This is a genomic window from Duganella sp. Root198D2 (genome assembly GCF_001428585.1).
Classification (GTDB): Bacteria; Pseudomonadota; Gammaproteobacteria; order Burkholderiales; family Burkholderiaceae_D; genus Rugamonas.
Genome location: NZ_LMIC01000044.1, coordinates 158,139 through 175,061, shown reverse-complemented (window position 1 = coordinate 175,061; position 16,923 = coordinate 158,139). Strand labels below are relative to the sequence as shown.

Sequence of the window (16,923 nt, the reverse complement as noted above, 5' to 3'; positions counted from 1 at the left end):
GGTCTTTGAGGTGGGCCGCGGCTCAGGCCGCCAGCACCGCTTTCATCTTGTTCAAGGCCTGCTTGTTCAACTGGCAGACGCGGGCGTCGGTCAGGTCCAGCACGGCAGCGATTTCTTTGTAGCTGAGCTCGAATTCGTAATACATCTGGATCACGCGCTGCTCGCGTTCGTCCAGGCCGGTCAGCGCCTGCTCCAGGCTGCGCCGTATCATCAACTGCTCTTCCGGGCCGGCCACGCTGCCGGTGTCGGCCAGCGTGTCCTGCAGGATTTCATCGAAGCTGGCAATGGTTTCCGCATTCTCGTCCAGCAGGTAGGCCTGGTAGCTGTCAGTATCGAGGCCGAGCGCGTTCATGGTTTCCTGCTCGCTCGGTTCGCGGCCCAGCTTGCGCGTCAGCTCGCGCACGGCATCGCGCATCTTGTGACTTTGCTGGCGCACCGCGCGCGGGCGCCAGTCCTGGCGGCGCAATTCGTCGAGGATGGCGCCGCGCACGCGCAGCGCGGCATAGCTGCCGAAACCGGTATCGGGTTCGCCGTAGCGGCGCAGCGCTTCGAGCAGGCCCATCAGGCCGATCTGCTCCATATCGTCGCGGTCGATCGCGCCCTGCACCTGCGAGTTCAGCTGGCGCACGATGCGCTTGACCAGCGGCGCATAGGCGAGCAGGTGCTTCTGCTCGTCGGCTATGCTGACTGCCGCGTAGCTTTCGGCATATGGCGCTGCAACCGTATCCACCAAGCCCATGGCCATTACTCCAGGATCAACTTGCCGATCATTACCTGTTCGAACGGGCGTTCGCGCACTTCCTTGGCGTAGGCTTCATCGTAAGCCTTGTTCAATTGTTCGACAAACTGGTCAATGGTCATCATGGACGCTTTTTCCATCGGCAGGGCCGACAGCGAGCGCACGGCCACGCTGCGCAGCAGCGGCAGCGCTTCCTTGGCTTCCTTCTCCTGCTTGGCCGTGGTCGCGATGACGAGGTCGGCCGACATATAGTGCGGCACCGTGTCGCCCGGCTGGCGGCGCAGCATGACTATGACTTTTTCGATGGTCAGGTACTTCAGCGGCTCGCCCGGTTTTTTCTCCTCGGCAGCCGCCTTGGCTGGCTCGGCACTCTTGCCTTTCATGAACCAGACCGCGCCGCCGGCGGCGCCTGCGCCTACCAGCAGCACGGCTGCCACGATCAGAACCAGTTTCTTATTCATCTATCGCTTACTCCCGTTCGCCCAGCATGGCAAATGTGGTGGTGCCGCCATCAGTGTCTTCCAGGGCGCGGCCTGGCTGGCGCTGATGCTCGGACTGCTGTTGACGCTGTTGTTGGCCGCCATCGGCCAGGTTGCGCGCGCTGCTTGAAGAAACGGTGACGGCCACCTCGCCGAACTGGCGCTGCGACAAGTCCTGGCGCATGGTGTCGCCAATGGTGTTGAGCTGGCGCAGCACTTCGCTGTGGCTGGCGGCAATATTCACCTGCAGCGTGCCGCCGCTGTGGCGCACGGAAATTTCCACGCTGCCCATATTGGGCGGTTCAAGGCGGATCACGGCGCGCTCATCGTTGCGCGCCAGTTGCAATTGCAGGCGGTCGCCGAGGGCGGCGCGCAGCGGCTGCTGCCATTGCTCCGGGCTGCCGCTCAGTTGCAGCGTATCGGAAGCCTGGGCGCCGGCTGCGGCATTGGCCAGCACGCTGCGAAAACCAGGCAGGGCGCCGGCATCGGCTGGCTGGTGCTGGCTGTCGGCCAGCAGGCTGGCGCTGTCCTTGGCCGCCAGCGGGGCGGCCGTGCTGTCGGCGGCCTGGCCCTGCAGGGCACCGAGGGCGGCCGTCAGGGCTTCGCTGCTGCTGCGTGGGCCTGGCGCAGGGCTGGCCGCCGGCGTTGCCGGGGCTGCCGCGCGGCTGGCCACGGCCAACATGGCGGCACGGGCATCGAGCAGGCTCGTTTGCGGCGCTTTGGCCGCTTCGGCCCGGGCGCCGGCACCGGCTTCACGGGCGGTCAGGGCGCTGGCCTGGGCCTGCTGGCGCAGCAGCAAGGCGCTGTCGCTGGCCGGGGCTTTGGCGGCCGGCGCAGTCAGGGCCGCGGCCACCGCGGCCACGCTGTGCGGCGTGGCGCCCGGCGTGCCGCCGGCCAGTGGCAGGCTGCCCATGGCAGGCAGCATGGTTGCCACAGCTTGCGCAGCAGCCAGCTTGTCGTCGGCCTGGGCTGGCGCGCCTGCTTCGTCGCTGGCGCTGCCGGTCATGGCGCCCAGCAGGGCCCCGAACGGCGCCGGCACGATGGCAACGCCGACCTCCTGCAAGGCAGCGGCCAGGCCGCTGGCCGGGGCGGCGCTGTCCGCCGTGGCAGCGGGACGGGCGGCATCGGCCACCGCGGCGCCATTCGCGGCCGGAGGCGGCAGGCCGGCGTTGCCGGCTGCAGGTTGGGCGGGGGCGGCAGGCGCCGCAGGCAGGTTGATCATGCTCAGGTTCCGGTTGCAGCGCTATCGCTGTCGAGGGCATAGGCGAGCCAGCCCTCTCTGTTGTTGGTCATATCGCTCAGGTGCTGGCCGGTCTCGATGGCGGCGCCATCGACTTTTGCCACTGCCGCGACGTGCAAATCATGCAGCGCCGCCAGCGCTGCACGCTCGGGCGCCGTCCACGCCCCCTGCGCTGCCAGCGCCGGCAGGGTGGCGGCCATCAAAGTATTCATCGCCGCCAGTGCCGTCCAGTCGCTGGCGGCAGTGGCGGCGCTCAGCTGCTGCGCGAGTTGCAGCAGCGCCTGTTGCCTATCCATGTTTGTCTTGCACTCCCTGCCAGCCGGCGCGGATCGTGGTCAGCAAGCCCACCACTTCGTCGATGACGGCAGGGTCCATGTCGACGCCGGCGCGGTACAGGCGGGCAGCGCAATAATCGTACAGGCGGCCCAGGTTGGCCACCACCTCGCCACCCTGCTCGAAGTCAAGCGAACTGGCCAGGCCGTTGATGATTTCGGTGCACTTGTCGAGGCTGACCGCCTTTTGTTCGTAGCGCTTGCCAAGGATGTGGGCGCGCGCCCGGGCCAGCTCTTCCAGCAGGCCGTCGGTCAGCACCAGCACCAGTTCGATCGGCGTGGCGCGGGCCGTCTGTGCTTCCAGGTTGGTGGCGTGATAGCTGCCGTAGGCGTCATGATCCATTGTTCAGGGCTTTCAGGAATCGGAGTTGCTGAACATCGCTTCAAACATGCTGCTGGTTCCGCTCATCTGGGACTGCAGGGATTGCAGCTGGGTGAACTGGTTCAGGTAGCGCTTGTAGGCGTTGTCATATTGGGTTTCCAGCACGGCCTGGCGGGCCACCAGCTGGGACTGCAGTTTGGTGTTGGCATCCTTGCGCGTGGCAAGCTGCCCGGTACCGGCCTTGGTCCAGCTGCTGACCAGGGTGTCGAGGTTGCCCAGCACGCCGCTTGGCATGGTGCCGGTCTTGCCCAGGATCGCGTCCAGGCCGGTCGGGTTGGTGGCCAGGGTCTTCTCCAGGCGCGTCTTGTCCAGCGCCAGGGTGCCGTCGCGCTGGGCGCTGACGCCATAGTTGACCAGGCTGACGCCGCCGACCGCAGTGCGCAGCAGCGATTGCATGCGCGATTTCAGCGTAGCGAGGCCGGCGTCGGAGGCATAGATGCCGCTGGCCGTGCCCTTGGCGACGTTGCCGGCGGCCGTCAGTTCGCCGATCGAGGCCAGCATCTTGTTCCACTGGTCGACAAAATTCTGCACATTGGTGGCGGTGGCGCTGCTGTCGCGCGCCACGCTCAGCGTCACCGGCACGCCGCCGGTCTGGGCTTTGGTAAATGTCATCGCGACGCCATCGACCACGTTGAAGGTGTTCGAGGCTTGCGTGATCTTGTTGCTCGGATCGCCGCCCGGGGCGCCGACCCAGACCACGGCATCGCTGCCGTTCTGCAGTACGCGGTTGGCATCGGCCAGCTGGGCCTGCAGCGCCGGGTCGCCCAGGCCGGTGGTGTCGATGCCGGCCACGCCATTGGCCTGGCCAGTCACGTTCGAGGTCAGCACCAGGCGGGTCTGGCCGTTGACGGTCAGGGTGGAGGCGGTCACGCGCGAGTTGTTGGTCGCCTCCATATTGATGGCAGCGGCAATCTCTTTCGCGCTCAGCGCGTTGTTCAGGTCCTTGTCGCCATTGGCCAGGCTGACGGTGAAGCTGCTGCCGTCGGCCAGTTTCACGGCCAGGCTACCGGCTCCCGCGCCGGTCACGCCGGAATCGGTCATGCCGCTGTACGAGACCTGGCCCACGGTGGCCAGCTGTTCGACGTAGAACTGGTAGTTGCCGGCAACAGCCGAGGCATTCGCGGTGGCAGTGCCGACATCGGAGCTGAAGCTTGCTTTATTGGCCACAACCGAGCCGGACGCGGTGGTGCCCGACAGGGCGCTGCGGAAGGTGCCCAGGGCCGAGCTGAGTTTGCTCAGCGCCTTGTCGATCGCCGTCGCGCTGGCGGACTGGCTGTCGAGCATCGACTGGCGGCCCTGGATATACATCTGCGCCAGTTGGGCGGCCGTGGTCTTGGGATCGTAGGTGGGGACGGAAGTTGCCATTTCTCATGCTCCGAAGAAATTAAAATGAAGTGTACCAAGGTAAGAGGCGACCAAAGTAATGACTTCATGAAATATTCGGTTCAGCCTTTCATTTATGTCCGCGGTACCACAGTTGGGTTGCCAGTTCGTCATGCCGCTTGCGCTCTTGCGCCCGCTGCGCCGTGGCTGCCGCATCCTGGTGGCGCTCCAGCACCTGGCCCAGCACCTCGCGCTTGACGAAGGCGGCGGTCAGGGCGCGCTGCGACACGGCCATGTCGGCTTCATGCATGTGCAGGTTGAGGCGCTGGCTGTCGGCCATGGCCATCACGCCCTGCTTGTAGTCGCCGCAATTGAGCGCCAGGGCCATCGGCAGCCGGCCGGACGGGCCGCTGCTCTCGTACAGGCTGGTCAGCTTGTCGAGGGTCTTCTGGTAGCGCTCGCGCACGCTTTCCTTGGCGGCCATTTCCGACTGCAGTTTGTCGACTTCGTTGCTGCGCATGTCGACCAGGGTCGACAGGCTGCGAATCGTGGTAGTCGTCATGCCATCAACCTTTCAAGTTGGTCTATGCAATTGGCGTAGGGGGCCGGTTCCTTGGTTCCCTGGCACAGGAATTCTTCGATATGCGGATGCAGGTTGACTGCCTTGTCGGTGACCGGGTCGGCGCCGGGCACGTAGGCGCCCAGCGGGATCAGGTCGCGCACCCTTTCGTGGCGCGCCATCGAGGCTTTCAAGGCGCGCGATGCCAGCATGTGCTCGCGCGTGATCACGTGGTTCATGCAGCGGCTGATCGAAGCGGCAATATTGATCGCCGGGTAGTGGCCGCGTTCGGCCAGTTCGCGCGTCAGCACGATGTGGCCGTCCAGGATCGCACGCGCGGTGTCGACCACCGGGTCCTGCTGGTCGTCGCCTTCGGCCAGCACGGTGTAGATCGCACTCATGCTGCCGTAAGGATTCTCGCCATTGCCGGCCGATTCGACCAGCTGGGGCAGGGCGGAAAACACCGATGGCGGATAGCCTTTGGTGGCCGGCGGTTCGCCCAGTGCCAGCGCCACTTCGCGCAGCGCCATCGCATAGCGGGTCAGCGAGTCCACCAGCAGCAGCACGTTCTTGCCCTGGTCGCGGTAATGGGCCGCGATCGAATGGCACAGTTCGGTGGCCATGATGCGCATCAGCGGCGACTCATCGGCCGGCGCGATCACCAGCACGGCCTTCTTCAAGCCTTCCGGTCCCAGCGACATTTCGATGAACTCGCGCACTTCGCGCGAACGTTCGCCGATCAGTCCGACCACGACCACGTCGGCCACGGTCTGGCGCGTGATCAGGCCCAGCAGCACGGACTTGCCAACGCCGGAGCCGGCCATCAGGCCGACGCGCTGGCCCTTGCCCAGCGTCAACATGGAATTGATGGCGCGTACGCCGACGTCGAGGGCATCGACCACCGGTTGCTTCTTGAGCGGGTTGATGCGCGGCGGCTGGGTGTCGAGCGGGTAATCGCCGCCCAGCTTGCCCAGGCCATCGATGGCTTCGCCGATGCCATTCACCATGCGTCCCAGCCAGCTGTCGCCGATCTGCAGGCTCGACTTTTCGGCCGACGGCAGCACGCGCGCGCCGGTGGTCAAGCCGGCCGCTTTCTTGAACGGCATCAGGAAAGTCAGCTTTTCGCGGAAGCCCACCACTTGCGCGTCGAGCCATTCGCCATCGACTGTCTCGATCTGGCAACGCTGGCCGGTATGCAGCTTGCAACCCGTGGCCTCCAGCAGCAGGCCGGATGCGCCCACCAGCCGCCCGGTCGGGGTGGCCAGCGGTACGTCATCGAGTTCCAGTTTGCGCAGTGCGTCGGCAATCATTCTTCACTCTCGGCGTCGTCACCGCCATCGGCGGCCTGCAACTGATTATCGACCTGTTCCATGACAGCAGCAAGACGCTGATGGCAGCCGGCATCGACTTCGCTGTCGCCGGCACGGATGCGGCATTCGCCAAGGTCGAGGCGGGCGTCGCCGATCAGGTTCCAGCGCTTGGCGCGCTTGGGATCGACTTCCATGATGCGCTTGACTTCTTCCGGGTTGAGGAAGACATCGATCTCGTCGCGCGTCGGCGGCATCGAGGCCAGGGTCTCGTCGACCAGGGCCATGATCTGCACCGGCTGCAGCGCCAGTTCGGCGCGGATCACGTTGCGCGCCACTTTTGCCACCAGGTCCACCACTTCCTTGCGCTGCGCCGCGCGGTAGTCGGTGCGCAGCTTCTTCAGCGATTTCAGCATGCCGTCGACCGGGCGCGCCAGGTGGTCGAAGCCGACCAGGGTTTCCTGGCGGCCTTCTTCACGGCCCAGTTCAACGCCCTGCTGGCGGCCGGCTTCGAAGCCGTCCTCCTGGCCGCGCTGCAAGCCGATTTCATAACCGTCGCGCTGGCCCTGCTCGAAGCCTTCGCTGACCGAAGCCTGCCACTGGGCGGCGTCGGCCATGTGGCCCTGCCCGGTAACGCGCTGGCCGTTGGCGCCGTGCGAATGCACGTACTGCTGCAAGGGCGGGAAGCGGTAGGGGCGGAACTGTTTCATCATTCCACCACCGTCTCGGCGAACAGCTGCACTTCGACTTCGCCGGCATCGGCCAGCGCTTTGACGGTGGCCATGATTTCCTGGCGCGTCGCTTCGATGCGCGACATCGGCACCGGACCGGCGCGCCGCATCATGTCCTCGAAGGCCTGCGCCTGGCGTTTCGGCATGGTCTTCAGCACCGCGTCGCGGATCGCCTGCTCGGCGCCCTTGAGCGCGATGGCCCACTGCTCGAGCGGCACTTCTTCGATGATGCGGGTGAGGGTGACTTCGGTCTGGGTCGACAGGATCAGGAAGTCGTACATCTGCATCTCGATCTGCTGCACCACCTCCGGATCGTGGGCGCGCAGCAGTTCGACGATCTGGGCCCGGTTGCTGGGCAGTCGGTTCAGGATCTCAGCCACCTGGCGCACCCCTTCCACGCTGGTCGACTGCGAGTCGAACGAGGACAGGCAGCGGTTCACCAGCTCATCGAGTTCCAGCAGCAGGTCGCGGTCGATCTCGTCCAGGCGCGCCATGTTCAGCAGCACCAGGTCGCGCCCCTCCAGCGGCAGCGCGTCGAGGATCTGGCCGGCCAGCGCCGGCGGCAGGAAGGCCAGGAACACCGCCTGCATCTGCACGTGCTCGTTGGCGATATAGTCGGCCAGCCATTTGGGCGACGCCCACTGCAGGCGCGCCATCTTCGGCCGCAGCTCGTCGCCGTAAATGCTGTTGAGCACGGTGTTTGCGATATCGCCGCCCAGCGCCAGGTCGAGCGAGCGCTTGAGGAAGGAGCGCGAGGCGCCGTGCACGCCCGATTGCTGGCGGTAATCGTCGAAGAAGGTCTGCATCGCAGTCTTCACTTCTTCCACCTTGATGCCGCTCATGCGCGACATGACCTGGGTCACTTCCAGCAGTTCTTCGCGCGACAGGCAGCGCAGCACGGCGGCAGCCGGTTCTTCGCCGATCGACAGCAGCACGATGGCGGCTTGCTCGACCGGGCTCAAGCCCTGTTCCTGGTCCAGGTTATTGTTGATGTCGGCCATTTTTCTGCATCCATTGTTTGACGACTTCGGCTACGCGCTCCGGCTCTTTCTCCGCCAGTACCTTGAGGTGGTCCACCATCACGTCCACCGGCGAACCGGCCGGCGGCAAATCGTAGTTTTCCAGCAGCGGCACCACCGGCATCTGGCTGCCTTCCAGCGCGCCCGGCTTGGCGGCGGCAGCTGGCGGCGCTTCCGGAGAGCCTAGTGCAGCTGCCGGCGCAGCGGCGCCCGGCACGGCGCCGCCAGTGCCCGGCACCGGCGTTGCTTCGGCCTGGCGTGCGGCAGCGCCTGCCAGCGCCGGCTTGCCTGCCTGGGCCGGCGCGGCGGGCGCAAAGCGCGCGGTCAGCAGGCGCAGCAGCGGACGCGCCAGCAGCAGGTAAGCCAGCAGCAGTGCCACCGCATAACCGAGCCAGTTGGCGGAGTCGACCACCGTATCGCGTTCCTGCCACCACGGCAGCTCGGCCGTCCTGGCCGGGAAATTCATGGCGCTGACCACCAGCTTGTCGCCGCGCTCTTCGTTGATGCCCAGGCCGCTGCGCAGCACCTTGTCGATGTTGGCGATTTCGGGCGCGCTCCAGCCAGTCTTGGGGAACGGGGCTGCAGCTTGCGCCAGCACCACCGCCACGTTCTGCCGCACCAGGCGGCCGCGGGCGCGCCTGGTCTGGGTGATGCTGCGGTCGTAAGCGTACTGGCGCGTGGTGGCGTTCTTGCGCGCCGTGCCTTCCGGGGCCTGGCCCGGCGCCGCAGCGCCGCCTTGGGCCGCCGCGGCATCGGCCGCCTGCTGTTGCGGCGGACGGTTGGACAGGGTGCCCGGCACGCCCATCGCGATGCGGTTGCGGTCCTGCTCCTCGCGCATGGCCTCGCTGGTTACCTTGGGATCGGCGCCATATTTTTCAACGGTTTCTTCGACCTTGTCGTTGTCGACATCGGCCGTCACGCTGACCCGGAAATTGCTGTCGCCGACGATCGGGCCCAGCAGGCCTTTGATGTTGCTGCGGATTTCGTCCTGCTGCCGCTTGGCGTTCTCGTTGCTGGAAGTCGATGCGTCGAACGCTTCGCTCAGGTCGACGTGCGAAGACAGCAGGTTGCCGGACTGGTCCACCAGGCTCACGCGCGCCGGGTTGAGCGAGGCAACGCTGCCGGCCACCATGTTGACGATGGCGGCGATGTGTTCAGGCGCCAGCGTGCGTCCTGCTTTGGTAGCGATAACTACAGAAGCCGACGACTTTTCGCCATCGCTCGCGACGAAGGAGGTCGACTTGGCGATCGACAGGTGCACGCGCGCATGCGCAATCGCATCGAGCGTCATGATCGATTGCGCCAGCTCGCCTTCCAGGCCGCGGCGGAAGCGTACGTCCTGCACGAATTGCGAGACGCCCAGCGGGTCGCTCTTGTCCATCAATTCCAGGCCGGCCGGCAATTGCGCGGTCACGCCCTTGGCCGCAAGCAGCATGCGCACCTGGCCCAGCTTGCCCTCCGGTACCAGCACCTGGCCGGTTTCCGGATGAATGCGGTAGGAAATTTTTTCCGTGTCGAGCACGCTCATCATGTCGGCCGTTGCGACTTTTTCGCGCTGGCCGAAGATGGGCTTGTAGCCGCTCTGGTCCTTCCACAGGACCATCAGCACCAGCGCGGTGACGCCGACGGCCAGCAGCAGCATGGGATACAGGTTCTTCAGGACAGCAGGCGGCATGGTTGGTGCCGCAGCGCCGCGCCAGCGTCCGAGGGCGGACTTGAGGTTAGCAATCACGTCAGGTCTTTCGAGAGGGAAGGCGGAAACAACAGCTTACAGCGGAAGCTTGATCAATTCATCGACCGCACCCATTACCTTGTTGCGCACCTGCATCAGCATCTGGAACGACAGGCTGGCCTCCTGGCTGGCCAGCATGGCGCCCACCAGGTCGTCGCTGCGGCCGGCATCGACATCGGCCATTTTTTGACCGGCATCGAGGTCTTGCGCATTGACGCCGGCAACGGCGTCCTGCATCGTTTGGGCAAAGGAAAAGGTGGCGCCAGGCTGCGCCGCATTGAACTGGGCGGCAGGCGCAATGAGGTTGGCGTGCTGCGCGAGCTCGGCGGCCGCGTTATTCAGGGATGCCAGGTCGGCCTTGATCAGGCCAGCGAATTCATTTGCCATAAATCACCTCAGGTTGGGTGCGCCGAGGCGGCGCACTGTCGTTACCAATACAACAACAAGATTAACTTCCAGTTACTAACCAACAAGCTGGACTAAATGTTAAATGGTGCCGTACGGGAACATGCATAGTAACCCGATTTCGGGATCGTAACAACCGCTTACAAATTGCAAAACATCTTATAAATCATGCACTAAGGATCGTTTTTGCAACCAACTGATGTTACCTTGCAATAATTAAGCTTACCGTTTGGAAACTTTTATGTAAAGACTTTTTGACCAACGGGGTACTTGATTCATGGCAATACTGAGGGATTTGAGTTATTCTACGCTTCCAAGATCATCCTGAGCGTATAACTTTGCGATAGGATTGCAGCAGACGGATGGCCAATATGACTACCTCTCAAAGCACAGTGCGATACGAAGTACTTGACCCTTGCTTGCTGGGGCGGCCGGTGCACCGGCTGCCTGAGTTTGCCGCGCAGCTGCGCGAAGACCTGGCCCAGGCCATGCGCCTGAACGTACATCGCCGCTATTGGGGCACATTCCAGGTGGACGATGTTGCCTTCAGCCGCCTTGAAGGCAGCGAAGCGCGCCAGCGCTGGCTCGGTTTTGCCGCGCCTTCCGGACAACTCGCTTTCGCGCTGGAGCGTAAAATCCTGCTCGGGGTATTGAATTACCGTTATGGGCGCGCCACCCGCGCCGATGCCAATGTTGACGAACAGGCAGTTCGAGTTACCGCTACCGAAGAGCGCCTGGCTGTGGTTCTCGGGCAACAACTGGTCAGCATCCTGGCCGCGCGGATTGAAAGTAACCTGCCCGCCGGCGGCCGCGAACTTGGCGAAGAAGAAAGCATCAAAGCCAACAGCGCCACCCAGCCCGGCAAGGGAAGCTGGGTGGTCACCGTTTCGCTGAGCGATGGCGAGCTGCAGGGCAAGGCCTGGTTTGCACTCGACAAGCAGGTCATGGGCAATGTGCTGGGCGGCCTGATGCCCGAGCGCGATGCCGGCAAGAAGGGCAGCAAGAATCCAGGGCCGCTGGCGGCGCGGCTCCAGGTTGGCCTGAGCGGCCGGCTGGTTTCCAAGGAAACCACGCTGGGCGCCATGTTCGACTTGCGTGTGGGCGATGTCATCCCGGTCAGCCTGCACAGGGCAGACGTTATGCTTGAAGAATCCCGCCTGTTTACAGCCGCGGTAACTGAGCACAAGGGCAAACTCTGCTTAACCTCTTTTGAAGATATCGAATGACCATGATGAATAACCCGAACGGTTCCAACGACTCCATGCTGGACGATATGTCGGAAGAAATGATCATCGACCAGGTGGCGCAGGATCTGGGCGACGTGCCGGCACCGCGTGCCGGCCGGCGCGACCTGCCGGCCATGATGCGCAAGATTCCCGTCACGCTGACGCTGGAAGTAGGCTCGGCGCGCCTGTCGCTGCAAGACCTGATGCAGATCGGCCCGGACAGCGTGGTGGAGCTTGACATGCTGGCCGGCGAACCGCTGACCATCAAGGTCAACGGCACCGCAATCGGCCGCGCCGAGGTGGTGGTGGCCGGTGAAAATTACGGCTTGAAGGTTATCGATCTGGACGGGTTGAACCTCGACATGATGGCGCCATGACCGTGCGCCGCCTGGTGCCTGGCCTCGCGGCCGGGGCAGTGCTGTTATGTGCCTGCGCGCCCGCGTGGGCGCAGGACTTGCTGGGTGGCGTAGTCCCCGGCGCGAAGACCGAGCTGTCGGTCAAGATGCAGATCCTGGTTATCATGACCCTGCTGGGCTTGCTGCCCATCATGGTGATGATGATGACCAGCTTTACCCGTTTCGTCATCGTGCTGTCGCTGCTGCGCCAGGCCCTGGGCCTGCAGCAAGGCTTGCCCAACCGTATCATCACCGGCGTAGCCCTGATCCTGACCCTGCTGGTCATGAAGCCGATCGGCGACGCCGTGTGGCGCGACGCGTTCCTGCCTTACGACCAGGACAAGATCGGCCTGCAGGATGCGCTGAAGATTGCCGAGAAGCCGATTTCGCGCTTCATGCTGGCCCAGACCAGCAAGGCATCGCTCAAGCAGATCGCCCACCTGGCAGGTGAGGACGCAATTACCGATCCGGCCGGCCATGCTTTCACCGTCAAGCTGGCGGCGTTCGTGCTTTCCGAATTGAAGACCGCATTCCAGATCGGCTGCCTGCTGTTCATTCCCTTCCTGATCATCGACCTGGTGGTATCGTCGGTGCTGATGGCAATGGGTATGATGATGCTGTCGCCGCTGGTGATTTCGCTGCCGTTCAAATTGCTGCTGTTCGTGCTGGTGGACGGCTGGACATTGACTGTCAATACGCTCGTGACGAGCATACAGGCCTATTAGGTGATGCGATGCTGACGCCCGACGTGGCCGTCGACCTGATCGTCGAGGCCCTGCATATCGTAATGATCATGGTCATGGTGCTGGTGGTGCCAGGGCTGGTGGCGGGCTTGCTGGTGGCGCTGGTGCAGGCCGCGACGCAAATCAACGAGCAGACGCTGAGCTTCCTGCCGCGCCTGCTGGTCACGCTGCTGGCCATTGTCCTGACCGGGCGCTGGATGTCCAGCTACCTGATGGATTATTGCGTCTCGATTTTCCAGCGCGCGGCAACACTGGTCGGGTAGCGAGCCATGGAACAGGTCCTGGCAAACCTGCTGGTGTGGCTGACGGCAATCTGGTGGCCCTTCGTGCGCTGCATGGCCATGCTGAGCGCGGCGCCGGTGCTGGGCGAGATGATGGTGCCGGTCACGGTGCGGCTGCTGGTGTCGCTGGTGCTGGCGGTCATCCTGCTGCCGCTGACCCAGGGCCAGGTGGTGCAGGGCATCGACCCGATTTCGGTGCAGGGCATTGCGGTCACGCTGGAGCAGGCGGTGATCGGCGGCGCGATCGGGCTGGCGTTCCACTTTTCGATGTCGGTAATTGGCGTTCTTGGTTACCTGGTCTCGAGCCAGGTCGGCTTTTCGATGGCGGTGATGAACGACCCGCTGAACGGCACTTCGTCCGACGTGGTGTCGGCGCTGCTGTCCATGTTGGCCATCGTGATCTTCTTTTCGATCGACGGCCACCTGGTGCTGGCGGGCGTGATCGGGCAAAGCTTCAAGGCCTGGCCGCTGGGCGGCGGCTATTCGGCGCTGCTGCTGCAGACGGTGGCCTGGAACGTGGCCTGGATCTTTTCGGCCGCCATGCTGTTAGCGATACCGGTCGTGTTTTCGGCGCTGGTGGTGCAGCTTGGCTTCGGTTTCCTGAATCGCGTGGCGCCGACGCTGAACCTGTTTGCGCTGGGCTTTTCGGTGATTACCATTTTCGGCCTGCTGATGCTGGGCCAGGTGGTGCGTTTCATCCCGCAGCATTACATTCGCATGTCGGCGCGCGTGCTCGACATGATCCAGCAACAGATGGTGCCACATGGCTGACGACAGCGGCGGCGACAAGTCAGAGAAGGCTTCAGCGCAGAAGCTGAAGAAATCCCGCCAGGAAGGCCAGGTGGTGCGTTCGCGCGACCTGGCGACCGCGATCGGCATCCTGGTGTCGCTCAAGCTGTTCGTGTACATGCTGCCGACCTATTTGCTGGACTTTCGCGAGATCTTCCACCAGGCGTTTGCGCCACTGGAAGGCGAGGGCGCTTTGGACAACGTCATGAGCACCGTCTGGCTCAGTTCCGCGCTGCTGCTGGTGAAGATGCTGGTGCCGCTGTTCGTGGTGCCGCTGTCTATCGTGCTGGGCGCCATGGTGCCGGGCGGCTGGGTGATGAGCAGCAAAAACCTCGAGCCCAAGTTCGAGCGCTTCAACCCGGTGACCAACCTGGGGCGCCTGTTCTCGAAGAAGCACGGTTTTGAGCTGCTGGTCTCGATCGGCAAGGCAGCTGTGCTGGGCTGGGTGCTGGTGCACATCGGCACCAGCACCATCAATGAATATACGCGCCTGCAGGGGCTGGGGCTGAGCGAGGCCCTGACTTCCGGCGCCAACCAGATGCTGAACGGGATCATGGCCATGGTGGCCGTGTTCATCATCTTTGCCATCATCGACGTACCGGCCCAGGCCTACTTCTTCAGCGAGCAGCAGAAGATGTCCAAGCAGGAGCTGAAGGAAGAATACAAGACGCAGGAGGGCCGCCCTGAAGTGCGCCAGCGCATCCGCCAGTTGCAGCGCGCCATGGCCGAACGCTCCGCGCGCAAGATCGTGCCGGGCGCCGACGTGGTGATCGTCAACCCGGAGCATTACGCGGTGGCGCTGAAATACGACGACAAGCGCGCCGAGGCGCCGTACGTGCTGGCCAAAGGCGTCGATGAAATGGCGCTATACATCAAGCGCCTGGCGCAGGAGCACGGGGTCGACGTGCTTTCGCTGCCGCCCTTGGCGCGCGCAATTTACAATACCAGCCAGGTCAACCAGCAGATTCCCGTGCAGTTGTACCAGGCTGTTTCCATGGTCCTGCATTATGTGCTGCAGTTGAAGGCGTTCCGTGAGGGGCGCCGTCCGTCGCAGCCAAATCCGCTGGAAGCGGGGCAGGTACCGGTTCCAACTTCCATGAGTGAGGCAGCAACGACATGAATTTCCTGAAGGGCTTGTTCGCAGAAGCGGGACGCCACAAATTCGCCACGCCGGTCTTCCTGCTGGCGATCCTGGCGATGATCATCCTGCCATTGCCGCCTATCCTGCTGGATGTCCTGTTCACCTTCAATATCGTGCTGGCGCTGATCGTGATCCTGGTCAGCGTGAACGCCAGGCGGCCGCTGGATTTCTCGGTGTTCCCGACGGTGATCCTGGCCACCACGCTGCTGCGCCTGACGCTGAACGTGGCCTCGACCCGCGTGGTGCTGCTGCACGGCCACGAAGGCACGGACGCTGCCGGTAAGGTGATCGAGGCGTTCGGCCAGGTGGTCATCGGCGGCAACTACGTGGTCGGCATGGTGGTGTTCGTGATCCTGATGATCATCAACTTCGCCGTGGTGACCAAGGGCGCCGAGCGCATCTCGGAAGTATCGGCCCGCTTCACCCTGGACGCCTTGCCGGGCAAGCAGATGGCGATCGACGCCGACCTGAATGCCGGCTTGATCAACCAGGAAAAGGCAATCCAGCGCCGCAGGGAAGTGTCGACCGAGGCGGACTTCTACGGCGCCATGGACGGTGCCGCCAAGTTCGTGCGCGGCGACGCGATCGCGTCGATCCTGATCCTGATCATCAATATCGTCGGCGGCGTCGCCATCGGTACCGTGATGCAGGACATGAGCTTCGGCGACGCGTTCAAGCAGTACGCGCTGCTGACCATCGGTGACGGCCTGGTGGCCCAGATCCCGGCGCTGCTGCTGTCAGCCGCCGCGGCGATCATCGTCACCCGCGTGTCGGAGACCGAAGGTGCCGATTTCGAAGTCCAGGTGGGCCAGCAGCTGCTGGCATCGCCCAACGTGCTGTTCAGCGCAGCGGCGGTGATGGTGATCCTCGGCCTGGTGCCGGGCATGCCGAAGCTGAGTTTCCTTACCTTCGCGGCGGTGCTGGCCTATGTCGGTTGGCGCCTGTACCTGCGGCAGGGCGCGCCGGTGGTCGACAATATCGCCGCCATCGAAGCGGCGCTGCGTGAAGAAAAGGTGCCGGAACTGGAATGGCAATCGCTGCCCGTGGTGCAGCCGCTGCAGGTTTCGCTGGGGTACAAGCTGGTGGGCATGATCGACAAGGCGCATGGCGAAGTACTGACCAAGCGCCTGCGCGGAGTGCGCCAAAGCCTGTCCGAAGCGATGGGCATGGTGCTGCCCCAGGTTAATGTGCGCGATGACCTGGCGCTGAAGCCAACCCAGTACGCGGTGGTACTGGGCGGCTCCACGATCGCGCTGTCCGAAGTGTTTGCCGACCGCCTGATGGCCATTCCCTCGCCCAATGTGTACGGCCAGATCGACGGGATCCCTGGCGTGGAGCCAGCTTACGGCATGCCGGTGACCTGGATCGAAACCAAGGACAAGGCGCATGCGCTGGGCCTGGGTTACCAGGTGGTGGAAGCGCCGAGCGCCATCGCCACCCATGTGTCGAAACTGATTCGCGAATACCTGCCCGAGTTGTTCCGCCATGAAGACGTGGCCGCGCTGATGGATCGCCTGACCGCGCTCTCGCCCAAGCTGGCGGGCTCGCTCGACAAAGCGCTGACCCATACCCAATTGCTGCGCGTATTCCGCGTCTTGCTGCTGGAGTCGGTATCGCTGAAGGATATCGTGCCGATTGCCACGACCTTGCTCGATTCCTCGGAAACTACCAAAGACCCGATCCTCCTGGCAGCTGAAGTGCGTTGCGCCTTGCGGCGCCAGATTGTGTCCGGCTTGTTCGGGCAGAAGACCGAGATGCTGGCGTTTAACCTGGGCGGCGAACTGGAAAACATGCTGCTTGGTTCCCTGAACCAGGCTCGCCAGACCGGCAAGGTGGTGCTGGATAACTACCCGATCGACCCGCATTTGCTGGCGCAGCTGCAGGTGAATATGCCGGTGGCGCGCGAGCAGATGAAGCAGCAGGCCACACCGCCGCTGCTGCTGGTACTGCCGCAGATCCGCCCCCTGCTGGCGCGTTACGCCCGTTTGTTCGCGCCGGGGCTGCATGTGCTGTCGTATAACGAAGTGCCCGAGAATCGCGAAGTGTCGATCATCGGCACAGTCGGCTAAACCCGGCACGGTTTCCGGGCTGCGGATTGCG

19 protein-coding genes are annotated in these 16,923 nt (G+C 64.0%); 7 read left to right on the top strand and 12 right to left on the bottom strand.

All coding sequences use genetic code 11. The features are described 5' to 3' along the window. Positions 1–22 precede the first annotated feature (22 nt). From ASE26_RS22695 to ASE26_RS22640, 12 genes are all read right to left on the bottom strand, one after another. Complete coding sequence (locus ASE26_RS22695) at positions 23–739, bottom strand: FliA/WhiG family RNA polymerase sigma factor (protein WP_055925289.1); 717 nt, start codon at positions 737–739, stop codon at positions 23–25. A 5-nt stretch (positions 740–744) separates the two neighbouring features. After that, positions 745–1,200, bottom strand: a complete 456-nt coding sequence (locus ASE26_RS22690; protein WP_055924591.1) for a flagellar basal body-associated FliL family protein — start codon at positions 1,198–1,200, stop codon at positions 745–747. 7 nt (positions 1,201–1,207) lie between these two features. Next, the gene (locus ASE26_RS22685; protein WP_057246990.1) at positions 1,208–2,440 is read right to left on the bottom strand and encodes a flagellar hook-length control protein FliK; all 1,233 of its coding nucleotides are present in this window, start codon (positions 2,438–2,440) and stop codon (positions 1,208–1,210) included. Between the two features lie 2 nt (positions 2,441–2,442). Further along, the gene (locus ASE26_RS22680) at positions 2,443–2,754 is read right to left on the bottom strand and encodes a hypothetical protein (protein ID WP_055924585.1); all 312 of its coding nucleotides are present in this window, start codon (positions 2,752–2,754) and stop codon (positions 2,443–2,445) included. Beyond that, a complete protein-coding gene (fliS, locus tag ASE26_RS22675) occupies positions 2,747–3,133 on the bottom strand; it encodes a flagellar export chaperone FliS (protein WP_055924582.1) in 387 nt (128 codons plus the stop codon). Before fliS ends, ASE26_RS22680 begins: the two co-directional genes overlap by 8 nt. A gap of 12 nt (positions 3,134–3,145) precedes the next feature. Beyond that, entirely contained in the window at positions 3,146–4,537 is a 1,392-nt protein-coding gene (gene fliD, locus ASE26_RS22670) for a flagellar filament capping protein FliD (protein ID WP_055924578.1), read from the bottom strand. A gap of 88 nt (positions 4,538–4,625) precedes the next feature. Then, positions 4,626–5,057, bottom strand: a complete 432-nt coding sequence (fliJ, locus tag ASE26_RS22665) for a flagellar export protein FliJ (protein ID WP_055924575.1) — start codon at positions 5,055–5,057, stop codon at positions 4,626–4,628. Beyond that, positions 5,054–6,364: a flagellar protein export ATPase FliI gene (gene fliI / locus ASE26_RS22660; RefSeq protein WP_055924572.1), complete on the bottom strand. Its 1,311-nt coding sequence runs from the start codon at positions 6,362–6,364 to the stop codon at positions 5,054–5,056. The genes fliJ and fliI overlap by 4 nt, the downstream gene beginning before the upstream one ends. Then, positions 6,361–7,071, bottom strand: coding sequence for a flagellar assembly protein FliH (gene fliH / locus ASE26_RS22655; RefSeq protein ID WP_055924569.1), 711 nt, complete (start codon positions 7,069–7,071; stop codon positions 6,361–6,363). Before fliH ends, fliI begins: the two co-directional genes overlap by 4 nt. Continuing rightward, positions 7,071–8,093 carry a flagellar motor switch protein FliG gene (locus ASE26_RS22650; RefSeq protein ID WP_055924567.1) on the bottom strand — a complete coding sequence of 341 codons (1,023 nt, stop codon included), beginning with the start codon at positions 8,091–8,093 and terminating at the stop codon, positions 7,071–7,073. The genes fliH and ASE26_RS22650 overlap by 1 nt, the downstream gene beginning before the upstream one ends. After that, positions 8,074–9,843, bottom strand: coding sequence for a flagellar basal-body MS-ring/collar protein FliF (gene fliF, locus ASE26_RS22645; protein WP_055924564.1), 1,770 nt, complete (start codon positions 9,841–9,843; stop codon positions 8,074–8,076). The genes ASE26_RS22650 and fliF overlap by 20 nt, the downstream gene beginning before the upstream one ends. Positions 9,844–9,879: 36 nt before the next feature. Continuing rightward, positions 9,880–10,230 carry a flagellar hook-basal body complex protein FliE gene (locus tag ASE26_RS22640; RefSeq protein ID WP_055924561.1) on the bottom strand — a complete coding sequence of 117 codons (351 nt, stop codon included), beginning with the start codon at positions 10,228–10,230 and terminating at the stop codon, positions 9,880–9,882. A 389-nt stretch (positions 10,231–10,619) separates the two neighbouring features. Between ASE26_RS22640 and ASE26_RS22635 the strand changes: the two genes are divergently transcribed. From ASE26_RS22635 to ASE26_RS22605, 7 genes are read left to right on the top strand one after another with little or no spacing between them, the layout of a single operon-like run. Beyond that, complete coding sequence (locus ASE26_RS22635) at positions 10,620–11,474, top strand: hypothetical protein (protein WP_229207026.1); 855 nt, start codon at positions 10,620–10,622, stop codon at positions 11,472–11,474. A 2-nt stretch (positions 11,475–11,476) separates the two neighbouring features. Further along, positions 11,477–11,851: a FliM/FliN family flagellar motor switch protein gene (locus tag ASE26_RS22630; protein WP_055925283.1), complete on the top strand. Its 375-nt coding sequence runs from the start codon at positions 11,477–11,479 to the stop codon at positions 11,849–11,851. After that, positions 11,848–12,594 carry a flagellar type III secretion system pore protein FliP gene (gene fliP / locus ASE26_RS22625; protein WP_057246989.1) on the top strand — a complete coding sequence of 249 codons (747 nt, stop codon included), beginning with the start codon at positions 11,848–11,850 and terminating at the stop codon, positions 12,592–12,594. Before ASE26_RS22630 ends, fliP begins: the two co-directional genes overlap by 4 nt. Positions 12,595–12,602: 8 nt before the next feature. Then, positions 12,603–12,875, top strand: coding sequence for a flagellar biosynthesis protein FliQ (fliQ, locus tag ASE26_RS22620; RefSeq protein WP_055924555.1), 273 nt, complete (start codon positions 12,603–12,605; stop codon positions 12,873–12,875). Between the two features lie 6 nt (positions 12,876–12,881). Next, positions 12,882–13,664 (top strand): flagellar biosynthetic protein FliR, encoded by a 783-nt coding sequence (locus ASE26_RS22615; RefSeq protein ID WP_057246988.1) that lies wholly within the window; start codon positions 12,882–12,884, stop codon positions 13,662–13,664. Then, positions 13,657–14,802: a flagellar type III secretion system protein FlhB gene (flhB, locus tag ASE26_RS22610; protein ID WP_055924550.1), complete on the top strand. Its 1,146-nt coding sequence runs from the start codon at positions 13,657–13,659 to the stop codon at positions 14,800–14,802. Before ASE26_RS22615 ends, flhB begins: the two co-directional genes overlap by 8 nt. Next, the gene (locus tag ASE26_RS22605; RefSeq protein WP_055924547.1) at positions 14,799–16,892 is read left to right on the top strand and encodes a flagellar biosynthesis protein FlhA; all 2,094 of its coding nucleotides are present in this window, start codon (positions 14,799–14,801) and stop codon (positions 16,890–16,892) included. The genes flhB and ASE26_RS22605 overlap by 4 nt, the downstream gene beginning before the upstream one ends. Positions 16,893–16,923 lie beyond the last annotated feature (31 nt).